This is a genomic window from Halobacteriovorax sp. CON-3 (assembly GCF_043196995.1).
In the GTDB taxonomy this organism is placed as follows: Bacteria; Bdellovibrionota; Bacteriovoracia; order Bacteriovoracales; family Bacteriovoracaceae; genus Halobacteriovorax_A.
Window position 1 is genome coordinate 144,505 of record NZ_JBEBNA010000003.1, and the last position, 12,586, is coordinate 157,090.

Genomic DNA, 12,586 nt, shown 5'->3' on the forward strand with positions numbered 1-12,586 from the left:
GCACTCGCGGCATTGGTTGCCCAAAGGCAACCTATTGGACGCGATGCTAGCTCCCCTCGAAGAGGGCAAATTATCTATTCAACAAGCCGGGTTCAAGCCCGGCTTTGTTGTATCTGGAGCTATGGGAAAGCCCAAGCGACAGAATAAAAAAAGCTCCTTATTAAGGAGCTTTTTTATTCTTAGCCTTTTATTCTTAGCCTTTTATTCTTAACCTTTTATTCTTAACCTTTTATTCTTAACCTTTTATTCTTAGCCTTTCCTATTTCTACTTTGATCTTATTTGCGTCGAACTTAGTTCTTGAAAATCATGAGGCCTAAGATAGATCACCTCAAGCTTTGAATTATACTCTTTAATCTTTGCTTCCACTTCCCTGTACTCATCCATTTTCTCATCACGAGGGACAACATAGATTTTTGTCAGAAGCTGACATACCTTTTCAACTTCAAACCACTTTAGAAATGAGCCAAAGGTATCATCACCCATTAGCCAATTCACCTCAGGATACCTTACCTCTTGCAACCACTCATATGTAGGTCTTCTTAGCTTCTGTGCCCAAAAGCCCGTATAAATAGGAAAACGGGCCCCTGTCGCCTCTTTTATCTTTAGGTACTCACCATATGGATCTTCCTGTTCATTAGACTTCCAAGGACTATAGTCTAAGACGATAATAATATTGTCTTCATATTCACTACATTGATTAAGGCATTCAAGATGGCCATCATGAAATGGATGAAAACTTCCACCAAATAAAGTGACTGATGACTTTGTCTCGGAAGAATAGAGCTCTACGGCACTAGCAATCTCTTCTAATTTACTCATTCGTTAGAAATCTTTGCTTTGTAGAGTCTTTCGTCCATCTTGCTTAGCGCGCTCTGCTGCTGAGTCACACTTTACACGGACGATATCAGATAGAATTTCCATCACATTGGCCGATGTATTAAGGTTATGTTTATCCTTAATATATTTCTTAAGTTTTGAGGCCACAATTAAGATATCTTTATCTGTAAGATTAAGAGTTTTTTTATCACTTGATACTAGAATGCGACGAGGCTCTTTCCTCTCTTTCGAGTTATTTTCTTCGCTCACGTTTTCTCCATTTGAGTTCTTTAAATAATCAACTTTCACATATATCTCCAAGTCTAGTATAATAATAGTGTAACTTAAATTTAAATCTAATAAACCAACGAGCAAAATATGAAGTTCTCTTGCGAATTTAACGATATTGAGTATTTTTTCACGACAGAAATTGGCCCAGACACCAATGATAAATACCATTTATTTCTGTCTGGCCCAAAGCTTACCAAGTACCAAAATGATGAAATGAAATTTCATACATTGACGGTAAATGCTAAGTACCAAGGTGCTGAGCTAAATTATTTTATTACGGGAATTCCACTCTCTCTTGATGAAGAAGAGCAAATGGAAGAGCTAGAAGATTTTTTTGAGGCCAAAGAAATCTTTGAAAAGGTCGAGGATGCGTTTGAGCTACTACTAAGTGACCGCAAGGCACCTCCATGGGGCCTAAAGGAGTATAAGTAATGAATCAACAACAAGGAATACTTCCAAATAACTCTCACAGCAAAGTAATGGGCTATCTACTATGGCTCTTTGGCTTCATGGGTGCTCACCGCTTCTATTACGGGAAACCAATCTCAGGTACAATTTGGATGCTAACATTAGGGCTTCTAGGAATTGGTTGGTTAGTTGATCTTTTTCTAATTCCTGCAATGGATGAAGAATGCGATAATCGCTACTTTGAGGGTGTTCTTGATTATAATATTGCTTGGATTCTTTTAACTTTCTTAGGAGTCTTTGGCTTTCACAAATTCTATCAAGGTAAGATTGTGATGGGGATACTCTACCTTCTAACAGGTGGCTTCTTCCTCTTTGGTGTTCTTTATGACTTCTGGACACTGAATGAACAAATTGATGATATCAACAAAGGTATTGCATAAAAAAGGCCCTCACTTAGAGGGCCTTTTCTTTCTTTAAAATTTGATTTAATTAGAAACCACAACGACCTTGGTAAAGGTATACACGATCGTAGTCTCTAGAAGTTGCATCAAAAGTCGAATAAGTTTGTCCTGCATCTGCAACATCAATTTTGAAAACCTTAGAGATGATATCATCACGGTACTCAACAAAACGACGTCCTGGGTAGCGACGATAAACTGTCGTACACTGACCTCTTCTTCTGCTACAAATTACTTCTGGAATTGTGATTTCACAGAATTCATCACGGTGGCGAATTGGGCCACGTTCGATATCTGTTGTGATCGTTCCATGAAGATCATAGTTTAGAGTTGTATCGGCCTTATCAAGAGTAAACTCTCCATTTCTTGGAAGTTTAAACTTCTCATCAAACTTAACAGTTAGCTTTTCACCAGCAACTTTAATTTTAAGTTTTCTTTTTCCAATAAACTTTAGCTTCGCATTGTAGTCACCTTTAGCAAGTGAAATACTATCGTCTTTTGACTTAAGCTCTACTGCAGAATCAACAGAAAGTGTTCCTTTAAACTCAGTCTTACAACCAACTAATAGCCCTAGTAATAAGGCAAATGTGAAAAATCTCATATCCCCTCCATATGATGAAAAATAAAATAAATTGTATTTAAAACACAAAATTTGGATTGTCCATACTTGCATAAGTGGCGTGAAATTTATACTTATTTCGAAACTAAACAAAAAACTGATAAAGAACATGTTTTCTATTTGTGATTTGTAGTAAGTTAATACTGGACAATTTTCTTAAATTGTTTAATATTGACGCAATATCGACTACTTAAACGGAGACCCCATGGAAAACACTAAAGTTTACGAGACGTCTATTGTTCCTAAAGGTGAAATGCTAGAGCCAGTTAGAGATACAGCATATATCGCATCTTCTCTGACGATTGAAGTTCTTCACGTTATGACTTTCTTTGTGATCTTTGCCTTCATCTTTGCTGGAATTTGGAAAACAGCAGTTAGAATGGAGAAGAGAGAAAAAGAAGGATCTAAATCTAAAGTTACTGCTTAATTAAAATTCAATATGAAAAGTTACTGGCCCGTCGTTATGTATTTCGACGGCCATGCTTTCTCCAAATACTCCCTTCTCTACAGGGACGCTGCTTTGTAGTACCTCAACGAATTCATTAAACATCTTATTTGCAATCTCTGGCCTTGCACTTCCATCAAAACTTGGGCGATTCCCCTTTTTACCATTCCACGAAAGTGTAAATTGTGAAACAGCAAGGATGCTTCCTTCGATATCAACAACAGATCGATTCATGCGTCCTTGCTCATCTGCAAAGATTCTTAAGGCCAAAATCTTATCTGCTGCTTTCTTGAGTGTTTGCTGACTATCTTCATGTTCAATACAAACTAGCAAATGAAGTCCTCGCTCAATCTGAGCAACTACTTCATTATTTACTTTTACATTGGAACTTGAGACTCGCTGGACAACTATTTTCATTAACTCTGCTTATACTCTTCAATTTGTTTTAGTTCATATTGTTTTTTTAAGTTCTTAATCTTCTCTTCATAGCTTGAAACAAGTTGATCTCTAAGCCTTTGAGAGTCACTCATTTGTCTCTCTAACTTCTTTTGAGCAAGATTAAGCTTTCTTCTCATATCTGTGTTGTGATCAGCTGTCATCTTCTGCTTTTCAAGATTATGATTATGAGTCATACGAGATGATTTTACTTCATTCTCTCTCTTTACCATTTTCAATCGAGTATTAAAGTCATCGCGAAGCGCTTGAAATTTCTTTTCATACTGATCCTTGATATGGACGATATTTTCTTTCATTTCAGTTCTTTGCATTCGAGACTGCTCTTGAAAGAACTCACTTTCAGATTGCTGCTTTCTCTTAGAAGAAGTTCTTAGCATATAGAGCTTTTCTTCTGCATCAGCGATAGATTTCTTCAACTGCTCTTCTTGTAATTGAAACTTACCTTCATAAGAAGCTTGAATGTCAGAAATCTTCTTATCCATCTCTTGACGATGCGACTTAAGAGTCTCCGCATACATCTCATGGTTGCGAGTATTAATCTCTTCTTTTTCTGCTCTAAAAGAGTCTTGGAGAGACTTCACTGTTTCAAGATTTTTTTCTTCTGTACGAATCAAATTATCTCTAAAGTGGTCTCTTTGATTATCCATTAGCTCACGAAATTGATTTTCTTTCTGAACAACATTATCTTCAGCAACTTTCTTTTCATGAGTGATATTTCTATTGTATTGAGACTTTTTTATTTCGTGCTGGCGCTGAGAACGAGCTTGAATAGCATCAGCATTTGCTCTTGTTTCATTCTTAAACTCGGCCATGCGGGCCTGTTGTTCACGAGACTGATCCTTAACTCTTTTTGTCACAGCATTATCTTTTTCAACAAGCTTATCTTCAAAGTCTTTAATGATCGCAGAGTTAAGCTGCTTTAGGCGATCGATCTTTTGTTGAAATTTATCTTCAACACCTCTTTGCTCCATTTGATTCATCGACTGAGAGCTTTTAAAGCGCGCAATATCAAGGTCGTGATCACCTTTGATATCTTCTCTCTTACTGATCTGATCTCTCAATAAATCAGAAACCTCTTTCTCATGACTAAGCCTTTGATCTTGTAACGACTTTTGAGTCTTCATATGAAGCTCACGGGCCAAATGATCGACCCCTGCCTGCTTCTCATTTACTTGACGTAGATAAGCCTGATTTGCTTCTTCAAGGGCATTCTTTTTTGAAGCGACTAGAAAGTCCTCACGCCTCTTACCTTCATCAACAACCTTTCTAAGATTCTTATCCGCATCATTTTTTATGTCACGATTCTCTAGTGAAAATTGTGACTTAAGCTCATTTAACTGGTCACGATTTCTTCTCACTTGTACTTTTTCGCGGGCGGCGAAGTCGGCATTTAATTTCTGATTGGATTCTGTCGTGTGCTCACTTAGCTGCTTGATTGTATCCTGAAAGCGGTCTTGATTTAGATCGATGCGCTCTTGTGATCTCTTATTTTGTGATTCGAGATTAGTTTGATAAGTCGTATCTCTTTGTTCAATTGTATCAGCATAAGCTTGCTTAAGAGTTGCAAGCTTCTCATCGAATTTCGATTTTTGTTCAGTTGAAGTTTTATGGAAGTCTTCTCTAATTTGCTCATTTCTTTCGCGAAAGAATTCTTTTGACTTGGCCATAGCAAGCTTGGCCTTCTTTGCAGCTTCATCAAGTTTTTGCTGATTATCCTCAATAAGGGCCTGCTGCTTCTTTGCGTGCTCATGCTTGATATTATCAACCTTATGAGCATTCTTATCTTGAATATTTTGTAAATTAGACTGGTAGCCTTCACGAATGTGATTGAGCTGCTTACGCTGCTCTTGATTCATTTGAGTAATTTTCTTTGAGTAATCTTCGACTTTCATAAATTTACACTACCGCCCGTCCCTAAAATTATACCTTCTTTATAGTCTCTCGTTCACTAGGCAAAGAGTATCATGCCTAAACACCTGATTTTGCTGCTGTGCTAAGATAATTCAATGAATAGCTTAAGCGATGAAAAGAAATACGAAAGTTTCCTAAATATGTGGAGAACACTTGTTTCTCTGACACACCTCGACAATATTGTTTCCGAGCAGGAAACGGCCCTTATCCAAGACTTCATTCTCAATGCAAAACTTGAAGAACAGGACAGAGCACTGCTTAAGGAAGATCTTATTCAAAGGCATCGCCCTGATGAGTTCATTCATAAAGTAAACTACCCTGCTCACCTAAGCCAACTCCATCATTTGGCCAACGTTCTCTTTCGATCAGATGAACTTGATCCAAAAGAAGAAGCCTTTTTAAAGAAAATCCTTGATGATATCGAGGCAAAAATCGGCATTCTCAACGCAACAACCCATAGCGCTCATGCCATTAGCGAACTCAACAAAAACGATGTAAGAAAACGAGCAAATGGCCCTCGAAGTGCATTTGCAGAGATCATTCGCTTCTTTTCAAAATAGCCACAAAACAGCTTTTTATTGGGCCTGATAAAACTTCCTAGACGATCCTCTTTGTGCTAAGTTATTGCCAAAATATTCACAAAAAGGATTAATAATGACTAACTCAGAACTTAATGATTTCTTAGAGAAATATGGAAAAATGTTTAGGCCAAATCCATGGCATGGTATCAAGACTTGGGACGATCAAGATAAGAAAGTTCTTAATGCTTATATCGAAATTACTCCAAATGACCGTGTGAAATATGAAGTTCATAAAGAAAGCGGTTACCTAATGGTTGATCGCCCACAGAAGTTCTCAAATATTATTCCACAACTATATGGACTAATCCCACGTACATACTCAGATGAAAAATCTGCAAACTTTGCTCAAGAAGAAACAGGACGCACAGGAATTGTTGGTGATCTTGACCCAATCGATATTTGTGTACTTGCTGAAAAGAATATTGTTCAAGGTGACATCCTAGTAAACTGTATTCCAGTTGGTGGTTTCAGAATGCTTGATGGTGGTGAAATTGATGACAAAATTATTGCTGTTCTAAAAGACGATGCAATGTTTGGACATATCACTGATATCGATCAAGTTCCAGCTCCAGTACTTGCAGAACTTAAGCACTACTTCTTAACTTACAAGGAAATCCCTGTAAAAGAAGGAGAAGCTAAAGTTGAAATTACAGAAACATACAATGCAGAAACTGCAATGAAAGTTATTAACCTCGGTGTAGAAGACTATAATGAAAAATTTGTTAAATAATTATAAAGGGTGCCTTATTGCGCACCTTTTTTTTGCTCTAATAATTTCCCTTAATACTTTTGGCTCATCTTATATTGTAAATAAAGAGCACTCTAAGCTTAAGTTTAGCATTAAGTATATGGCATTAACTGATGTTGAAGGCCAATTTGATGACTATACGATCTACTTTAAAAAGGATGAAAATAAGATCACTGACCTTCAAGGTGAGATTATCGTTAAAAGTATCAACACTTTTGATAAGAAGAGAGACCAGCATTTAAAGAAGAACGAATTCTTTAATGCAGAAAGCTTTCCAATTATTAAATTTAAAAATGCTGAGGCCATTGTTTTAAAAGATAATAAGGCCGATGCAAAGCTTGCTCTTACAGTAAAAGATAAAACGAAGACTGTGCCAGTTAGCCTTAAATACTTAGGTAAGCGTACAGATCCTTGGACAAATAAAGATGGGATCTACTTCGAAGGTAGCTTTAAAATCAATCGCTTTGACTTTGGCATTAACTGGAGTAAGAACTTTGATGGTGGCGTGGTTGTTGGTGAAGAAGTAATCATTAAGTTTACAATTGAAGCCTATCAATCAAATGATAAGCCGGCCTTCTCTCGCTTTTACCTTCCAACAAACTCAGTAAGAAGAAACGTCTCTCTGGATGCTAAGACATCCGGAGGGGCACTCATTCTTCCAAATGGTAAGATCACTAAGAACACAACGGCCAATGTTGCACCAGATAGTGACTATACTGAAATTTCAAATATCGTCCTAACACTTGTCTCGACAGGTATTCTCTTTGTTATCACGATCGTTTTTGGAATCTGGGGACAGGCCAAACTCGTAAATTATTTAGAAGAGAAAGGAATGTCAGAAAATGTTACACTCCTACTATCAACTGTAATCGTAACATCATTTATTGTGACATGTATCTACATCACTAGTGAATACACGGGTGTAGGAACTCACCCACTTTTCAACCGTTAACGAACCTTAAGATAACCTTAAGAAACGGGGCCTTAGAGCTTTTCTTAAGAAAATCTTTACTTGTTCACCTTTAGTTAATTGTCTTAAAATTTCTCCATGAAGAAGGAGATAAATGTTATGACAATTGAAGCAGTTGAATACAGAGTTGAAGAAGGAATTATTTTTACGAAAGATTTAGATGGTCTTTTTCGTCAAGAATACGATATTCCTCTTGAGCATATTAGAACATTAAAATTCAGATTTTCAGATATCGATTTTGATGATTATAACTGTTATTAATTCCTAATATACAAGAACACGGTTAATCCCTTACAATTTAAGTAAATATTGATTTACAAGGGATTAACCAATGAAAAAGTTACTCGTACCATTAGCATTAATATCGCTATTCTCGTACACGGCCTGTACAAAGAACAGTTCAACATATAAGAATAGTTATCATATTGAACGATCAAATCAGAACACAGCTTCTGTTGAAGAACTACAAAATATCAATCCAGTTCTTCTGATCTCCCTAGACGGCTACCGCTACGATTACACAAAGAAGTATCAACCAAAATTCTTATCAAAATTTTCAAATGAAGGAACTCAACTTAAGAGTCTTATTCCTTCATACCCTACAAAAACTTTTCCAAATCACTTATCAATTGCGACAGGTTCCTATCCAATGAATCATGGGATTGTGGCAAATCACTTCTACGCACCAGACCTTGAGCAGAGTTACTCACTTAAAGATCGTAAGGCCGTTAAAAATAAGAACTTCTACCTATCTCCTACGATTTGGGTAGCAGCAGAGGAGCAAGGACTAAAGACAGCAACACTATTTTGGCCTGGCTCAGAAGCTGATATCTCAGGTATCAGACCTTCATATTGGTATGATTATATTCACTCGATGCCACACCAGGATCGTGTTGACCAAGTTCTAGAGTGGCTAAAGTTGCCACCAAAGGAAAGGCCATACTTTATGACGCTCTACTTTCCTGACGTAGACTCTGCTGGCCACCATCACGGGACAGAGTCTAAAGAAGTTAAGGAGGCCATCGCTAAAGTTGATGCAACATTAGAAAAATTTATTACTCAAGCAACTAAGCTTGCGCCAAACTTAAATATTATCATTGTCTCTGATCATGGAATGAAGAATGTCGATGAGAAGAAGAAAGAAATCATCTTAAAAAATGATGATCTCATGCAGTTAAAAGAAGATTATCGAGTTTATGGAGCTGGTCCAATTACTCAATTCTACCTAAAGGCCAAGGGGAGAAATGTCGAAAAAGATATCGTCGCACTAAATGCTAAGGCCGAGAATTTTAAATGCTACAACAAAGACAACACTCCAGAAAAACTTAACTTTAGAAATAATGTTCGAGTTGGATCAATTGCTTGTATCGCTAATTCTGGCTGGTGGATTGCCGCCACAGACTTTAGCTACCCTAAAGCAACTCATGGCTGGGATCAATTTAGTGATATGGATATGCATGGAATTTTCTATGCTCAGGGACCTGACTTTAAGAAAAACTATATAGCAGAGTCAAAAGAGAATATTCACATCTTCCCTCTTATTCTAAGAGTTTTAGGGCTTGATAATCATTATCAAATCGATGGAAAGATCGAAGCAATTCAAGACGTCATCAATCAATAGAAATAAAAAAAGGCAGGTTTAAAACCTGCCTTTCTTTTTATATATAATTTAAAATTTAATTACATATTTTTTGGCTTATACCAACATAGTGGTCTAATACCTGTTTCGTAGCTATCTACTCTGTTACAAGTACCTGCTAGAGCATCTGTCTTAGATACGTCATCGTTTAGGTCTTTGTCACATAGTGCACCTTGAAAGTAAGTATCTAGACGACACTGACCAGCTGGGTGCTTGTCATCAGTCTTTCTAACAACAGACATATCTGGAGTTGTAAAAGATACTGAACGACCTGAGTTAAGAAGAGTCGCTAGACCCTTAGCAGCTTGTGCCATTCTCTTACATAGAGCATTTTCGTTTGAATCAGACCATACAGCGTTACACTTTGACTCAACTTCTGGATCGATATCCATTTTAGAAACGATACGTGCATTGTCGTCATCTTGGAAGATTCTTCTGAAACACTTAAGTGATGCCCAGTAATCAGATTGACCTTCGTTTGATGCCCATGATGGAATCCAAAATCTTTTAATTTTTGGAGCACCTGCTAGGTGGTGACCTAGTTCGTGACATACAACAAGAGCAAATCCATCTGGAGATACTAGCTCGTGACGAGCAAGACCACCAAACATGTGAACATTCCAAACACCTCCACCTTGGTTAGCGTAAGCATTTACTGTTCCATCTTCCCATTTACGGTGAAACTTAAGTGTTGCACCTTCAGTTTCAACAACTGGTGCGTAAACTTCGTTTGCACGATCAATAATGATATTGAATAACTCTTCAGTCATTCCATTACCTGTTAGTGCATCAACACCACGGTAAAGATCATTTTCTGGCATGATTCCTGTTTTTCCATGAATATCACATGAATAAGATTGCATTGAAAAGATTGCAGCAAAAAGAGCAATCAATAGCGTTGATTTTCTCATCTCTTTCCTCCCTGAAAGTACATAAATAAATATAAACAAGTTATTATAGAAATTAAAAAAACACTCTGTGAAGAAAAAAAATTAACTTGCCAGACTTAGTTAGAAAGTGTTTTGGTCAACTATTTAAATTTCTTAACAATCTGTGCTGAATAAATGGTCTCTTTACCCGAAACGATTTGTCCGATAATCATGGCAATAGCAAGATAAGGCAGTAGCTCATATCCAAAGATTTCTGCACCCATGGCAATACATGCTAGAGGCGTATTAGAAGCGCTTCCAAAGACAACACAAAAACCAATGGCCGCAAGAAAGTTAGGATTAATTGAAACAATCGACGACATCCAAGAGCCCATTGTTGTTCCGATATAAACAAGTGGAGTGAACTCTCCCCCTTTGATTCCTGAAACAAGTGAAATTGCTGTGAGAATAAATTTTAAAATAAAATCTTTAATGGATACGATTTCTATTAGTGCCTGTTGAATAACTTCAATCCCTAGCCCAGTGTAGCGCTGCTTATAGAAATCATTAAGAACATAGTAGAATAGTAATAAGACAAAACCACCTAGAAATGTTATGAGTAGTGGCCTACCAAATGTTTTAATTTTATCTTTTGATTTCTCAATAGTAAGGACAAATAGTCTTGCAACTAGGCCAAAACCAACTCCTGCTATAAGGGTATAGAGGACAAGCTTCCATGAAAACTCTAATTGAGTTATTTGAATATATGTCGAGTGAGGAGCATAAAGTAAATGGGTTGTGTAAAAGCCAATATAAGAAGCGATTAGGCACTCAAGAAAAGTCGATATCTTTATCCTAGCGTTTAAGTAAATTGCTTCAATCCCAAAGATAGCACCAGCAAAAGGAGCACCAATAGCAGAACCAAATCCGGCCCCACATCCCGCCATTAAAAGAACCGCCCTCTTTCTTTTAGAGTGATTGAATAATTTTGCTAAATAATTTCCAATTGCTCCCCCCATCTGCACAGCACTTCCTTCTCGCCCAACACTTGCACCAAATAAGTGAGAGATTAACGTCGAAAAGAGAATCAGGGGTATCATGATTAGCGGAATATCTCTTTTAGGATGATGGACTTCATCAATAATAAGATTATTTCCCTTCTCACTAATCGGAGACCATTTTTTATAGCAAAAATTAACTGCTACCATCGCTATTGGTAGAAAATAAATGAGAAAACTATATTTGAATCGAAGAGTTGTTACTAATTTTAGTAGATGTAAGAAGACAGAAGAAGCTATCCCCGTAAGGACACCTAAAACAATAAAGGAAAAATAATACTTTAAATTGCGACTATCATTACTAATTTCTGCTGCCATATTTCTATTCTAAGTTAGAAATATAGCAGCGTCTATTATTATGAATTTTACCAAGAACCTGTATTTTCCATATCCTTCCAAGGAGCGGCAGGAGAAAGAGGCTCACCTTTTTGAAGTAGCTCAATAGAGATATCATCAGGAGATTTTAAAAAGGCCATATAACCATCTCTTGGTGGACGGTTAATAGTCACGCCTTGATCCATAAGCTTTTGGCAAGTCTCATAAATGTCATCGACACGAAATGCTAGATGGCCCCAGTTACGACTACTTTCTGGCAATTTTTCAGTGTTGCCATTTTCATCAGGCCAATTATAAGTTAGCTCAATAAGTGGAGCTTGTTCTACTAATGCCTTCTCTTCGTCTTCAGGTGCACTTAAGTACACTAGAGAGAATTTCCCAGCTTCACTTTCAATACGGTGAACTTCTTTGAGTCCTAGTTTATTACAATAGAAGTCCATACTTTCATCTAGATTACTTACACGAACCATTGTGTGGAGAAACTTCATTCCAACCTCCATAATTAGTTGTCAAATTTTCCTCTACTTTAACAAGTCTCACTCATATAAAGTACTAAAATTTCGTTAGTTTTTGGTCAAATCTAATTCCCACTTATAATTTCTGCATAATTTTAAAGAGGGCCCAATATGAAGTATTTAAGGCTATTTATCGTTACTTTATCACTTAAACTATCTACCTTTGTCTTCGCAGAACAGATTGATCGAAATACAACCGTTTCAATGATTGACCAAATGGTTGCAAGAGGAATTATTGGAAAGCACGAAGCTGAGCAGGCCAAGTCAAAACTTGCGGCAATGCCAGATCAAGAGTGGGGCCAATTAAGTGAATTAGGTAGAAAGCTGGCCTCTCAACAAATCGCAAATGGTAATGTAGACCTAAGTGTTGATAGTGCTGCTCAAAATATTGATTTCAATTCAAAACAATTTAAAGATATTCAATCGCAAGTTAAGAGTATTATGCAGTCTCCCTAATATTTATCA

General features: G+C 37.0%; 17 protein-coding genes. 9 read left to right on the forward strand and 8 right to left on the reverse strand.

What is annotated here, in order from left to right; translation table 11 throughout:
- Positions 1 to 265 precede the first annotated feature (265 nt).
- A complete protein-coding gene (locus ABMA72_RS15470) occupies positions 266 to 820 on the reverse strand; it encodes a hypothetical protein (protein ID WP_392860031.1) in 555 nt (184 codons plus the stop codon).
- A 3-nt stretch (positions 821 to 823) separates the two neighbouring features.
- Positions 824 to 1,126, reverse strand: a complete 303-nt coding sequence (locus ABMA72_RS15475; protein ID WP_392860029.1) for a hypothetical protein — start codon at positions 1,124 to 1,126, stop codon at positions 824 to 826.
- A 69-nt stretch (positions 1,127 to 1,195) separates the two neighbouring features.
- On the opposite strand from ABMA72_RS15475, the gene ABMA72_RS15480 reads away from it, so the two are divergent.
- Both ABMA72_RS15480 and ABMA72_RS15485 read left to right on the forward strand, forming a co-directional pair.
- Positions 1,196 to 1,540: a hypothetical protein gene (locus ABMA72_RS15480; protein ID WP_392860028.1), complete on the forward strand. Its 345-nt coding sequence runs from the start codon at positions 1,196 to 1,198 to the stop codon at positions 1,538 to 1,540.
- Positions 1,540 to 1,956 carry an NINE protein gene (locus ABMA72_RS15485; protein ID WP_392860027.1) on the forward strand — a complete coding sequence of 139 codons (417 nt, stop codon included), beginning with the start codon at positions 1,540 to 1,542 and terminating at the stop codon, positions 1,954 to 1,956. Before ABMA72_RS15480 ends, ABMA72_RS15485 begins: the two co-directional genes overlap by 1 nt.
- 49 nt (positions 1,957 to 2,005) lie before the next feature.
- Here the strand turns inward: ABMA72_RS15485 and ABMA72_RS15490 are convergent, their stop codons facing one another.
- Positions 2,006 to 2,575 (reverse strand): hypothetical protein, encoded by a 570-nt coding sequence (locus ABMA72_RS15490; RefSeq protein WP_392860026.1) that lies wholly within the window; start codon positions 2,573 to 2,575, stop codon positions 2,006 to 2,008.
- A 223-nt stretch (positions 2,576 to 2,798) separates the two neighbouring features.
- On the opposite strand from ABMA72_RS15490, the gene ABMA72_RS15495 reads away from it, so the two are divergent.
- Complete coding sequence (locus ABMA72_RS15495) at positions 2,799 to 3,020, forward strand: hypothetical protein (RefSeq protein ID WP_103219125.1); 222 nt, start codon at positions 2,799 to 2,801, stop codon at positions 3,018 to 3,020.
- Here the strand turns inward: ABMA72_RS15495 and dtd are convergent, their stop codons facing one another.
- Together dtd and ABMA72_RS15505 are read right to left on the reverse strand one after the other, a co-directional pair.
- Entirely contained in the window at positions 3,021 to 3,455 is a 435-nt protein-coding gene (gene dtd / locus ABMA72_RS15500) for a D-aminoacyl-tRNA deacylase (protein ID WP_393057821.1), read from the reverse strand. It lies immediately after the preceding gene.
- On the reverse strand, positions 3,455 to 5,386 hold the full coding sequence (locus tag ABMA72_RS15505) for a hypothetical protein (protein WP_393057823.1): 1,932 nt from the start codon (positions 5,384 to 5,386) through the stop codon (positions 3,455 to 3,457). Before ABMA72_RS15505 ends, dtd begins: the two co-directional genes overlap by 1 nt.
- Positions 5,387 to 5,500: 114 nt before the next feature.
- On the opposite strand from ABMA72_RS15505, the gene ABMA72_RS15510 reads away from it, so the two are divergent.
- The 5 genes from ABMA72_RS15510 (at position 5,501) to ABMA72_RS15530 (ending at position 9,325) form a co-directional block, all read left to right on the forward strand.
- The gene (locus tag ABMA72_RS15510) at positions 5,501 to 5,965 is read left to right on the forward strand and encodes a hypothetical protein (RefSeq protein ID WP_392860021.1); all 465 of its coding nucleotides are present in this window, start codon (positions 5,501 to 5,503) and stop codon (positions 5,963 to 5,965) included.
- A 94-nt stretch (positions 5,966 to 6,059) separates the two neighbouring features.
- On the forward strand, positions 6,060 to 6,716 hold the full coding sequence (locus ABMA72_RS15515; protein WP_392860019.1) for an inorganic pyrophosphatase: 657 nt from the start codon (positions 6,060 to 6,062) through the stop codon (positions 6,714 to 6,716).
- On the forward strand, positions 6,697 to 7,686 hold the full coding sequence (locus ABMA72_RS15520; RefSeq protein ID WP_393057825.1) for a YceI family protein: 990 nt from the start codon (positions 6,697 to 6,699) through the stop codon (positions 7,684 to 7,686). The genes ABMA72_RS15515 and ABMA72_RS15520 overlap by 20 nt, the downstream gene beginning before the upstream one ends.
- A 96-nt stretch (positions 7,687 to 7,782) precedes the next feature.
- Entirely contained in the window at positions 7,783 to 7,965 is a 183-nt protein-coding gene (locus ABMA72_RS15525; protein ID WP_392860017.1) for a hypothetical protein, read from the forward strand.
- Between the two features lie 70 nt (positions 7,966 to 8,035).
- Positions 8,036 to 9,325 carry an ectonucleotide pyrophosphatase/phosphodiesterase gene (locus ABMA72_RS15530; protein WP_392860016.1) on the forward strand — a complete coding sequence of 430 codons (1,290 nt, stop codon included), beginning with the start codon at positions 8,036 to 8,038 and terminating at the stop codon, positions 9,323 to 9,325.
- 59 nt (positions 9,326 to 9,384) lie between these two features.
- On the opposite strand, the gene ABMA72_RS15535 is transcribed toward ABMA72_RS15530, so the two are convergent.
- The 3 genes from ABMA72_RS15535 to ABMA72_RS15545 all read right to left on the reverse strand — a co-directional run bounded on the left by ABMA72_RS15535 (position 9,385) and on the right by ABMA72_RS15545 (position 12,094).
- On the reverse strand, positions 9,385 to 10,254 hold the full coding sequence (locus tag ABMA72_RS15535) for a hypothetical protein (protein WP_393057827.1): 870 nt from the start codon (positions 10,252 to 10,254) through the stop codon (positions 9,385 to 9,387).
- A 119-nt stretch (positions 10,255 to 10,373) separates the two neighbouring features.
- Positions 10,374 to 11,588 carry a chloride channel protein gene (locus ABMA72_RS15540; RefSeq protein ID WP_392860013.1) on the reverse strand — a complete coding sequence of 405 codons (1,215 nt, stop codon included), beginning with the start codon at positions 11,586 to 11,588 and terminating at the stop codon, positions 10,374 to 10,376.
- 47 nt (positions 11,589 to 11,635) lie between these two features.
- Positions 11,636 to 12,094, reverse strand: coding sequence for a VOC family protein (locus ABMA72_RS15545; RefSeq protein WP_392860011.1), 459 nt, complete (start codon positions 12,092 to 12,094; stop codon positions 11,636 to 11,638).
- A gap of 138 nt (positions 12,095 to 12,232) precedes the next feature.
- Here ABMA72_RS15545 and ABMA72_RS15550 point away from each other — a divergent pair, with 138 nt between their 5' ends.
- Positions 12,233 to 12,577 carry a hypothetical protein gene (locus tag ABMA72_RS15550; protein WP_393057829.1) on the forward strand — a complete coding sequence of 115 codons (345 nt, stop codon included), beginning with the start codon at positions 12,233 to 12,235 and terminating at the stop codon, positions 12,575 to 12,577.
- Positions 12,578 to 12,586: the final 9 nt, after the last annotated feature.

Coding starts and splice junctions, on each gene's coding strand:
- ABMA72_RS15470 (WP_392860031.1), bottom strand. CDS start 820: ATGAGTAAATTAGAAGAGATTGCTAGTGCCGTAGAGCTCTATTCTTCC.
- ABMA72_RS15480 (WP_392860028.1), top strand. CDS start 1,196: ATGAAGTTCTCTTGCGAATTTAACGATATTGAGTATTTTTTCACGACA.
- ABMA72_RS15485 (WP_392860027.1), top strand. CDS start 1,540: ATGAATCAACAACAAGGAATACTTCCAAATAACTCTCACAGCAAAGTA.
- ABMA72_RS15490 (WP_392860026.1), bottom strand. CDS start 2,575: ATGAGATTTTTCACATTTGCCTTATTACTAGGGCTATTAGTTGGTTGT.
- ABMA72_RS15495 (WP_103219125.1), top strand. CDS start 2,799: ATGGAAAACACTAAAGTTTACGAGACGTCTATTGTTCCTAAAGGTGAA.
- dtd (WP_393057821.1), bottom strand. CDS start 3,455: ATGAAAATAGTTGTCCAGCGAGTCTCAAGTTCCAATGTAAAAGTAAAT.
- ABMA72_RS15505 (WP_393057823.1), bottom strand. CDS start 5,386: ATGAAAGTCGAAGATTACTCAAAGAAAATTACTCAAATGAATCAAGAG.
- ABMA72_RS15510 (WP_392860021.1), top strand. CDS start 5,501: ATGAATAGCTTAAGCGATGAAAAGAAATACGAAAGTTTCCTAAATATG.
- ABMA72_RS15515 (WP_392860019.1), top strand. CDS start 6,060: ATGACTAACTCAGAACTTAATGATTTCTTAGAGAAATATGGAAAAATG.
- ABMA72_RS15520 (WP_393057825.1), top strand. CDS start 6,697: ATGAAAAATTTGTTAAATAATTATAAAGGGTGCCTTATTGCGCACCTT.
- ABMA72_RS15525 (WP_392860017.1), top strand. CDS start 7,783: ATGAAGAAGGAGATAAATGTTATGACAATTGAAGCAGTTGAATACAGA.
- ABMA72_RS15530 (WP_392860016.1), top strand. CDS start 8,036: ATGAAAAAGTTACTCGTACCATTAGCATTAATATCGCTATTCTCGTAC.
- ABMA72_RS15535 (WP_393057827.1), bottom strand. CDS start 10,254: ATGAGAAAATCAACGCTATTGATTGCTCTTTTTGCTGCAATCTTTTCA.
- ABMA72_RS15540 (WP_392860013.1), bottom strand. CDS start 11,588: ATGGCAGCAGAAATTAGTAATGATAGTCGCAATTTAAAGTATTATTTT.
- ABMA72_RS15545 (WP_392860011.1), bottom strand. CDS start 12,094: ATGAAGTTTCTCCACACAATGGTTCGTGTAAGTAATCTAGATGAAAGT.
- ABMA72_RS15550 (WP_393057829.1), top strand. CDS start 12,233: ATGAAGTATTTAAGGCTATTTATCGTTACTTTATCACTTAAACTATCT.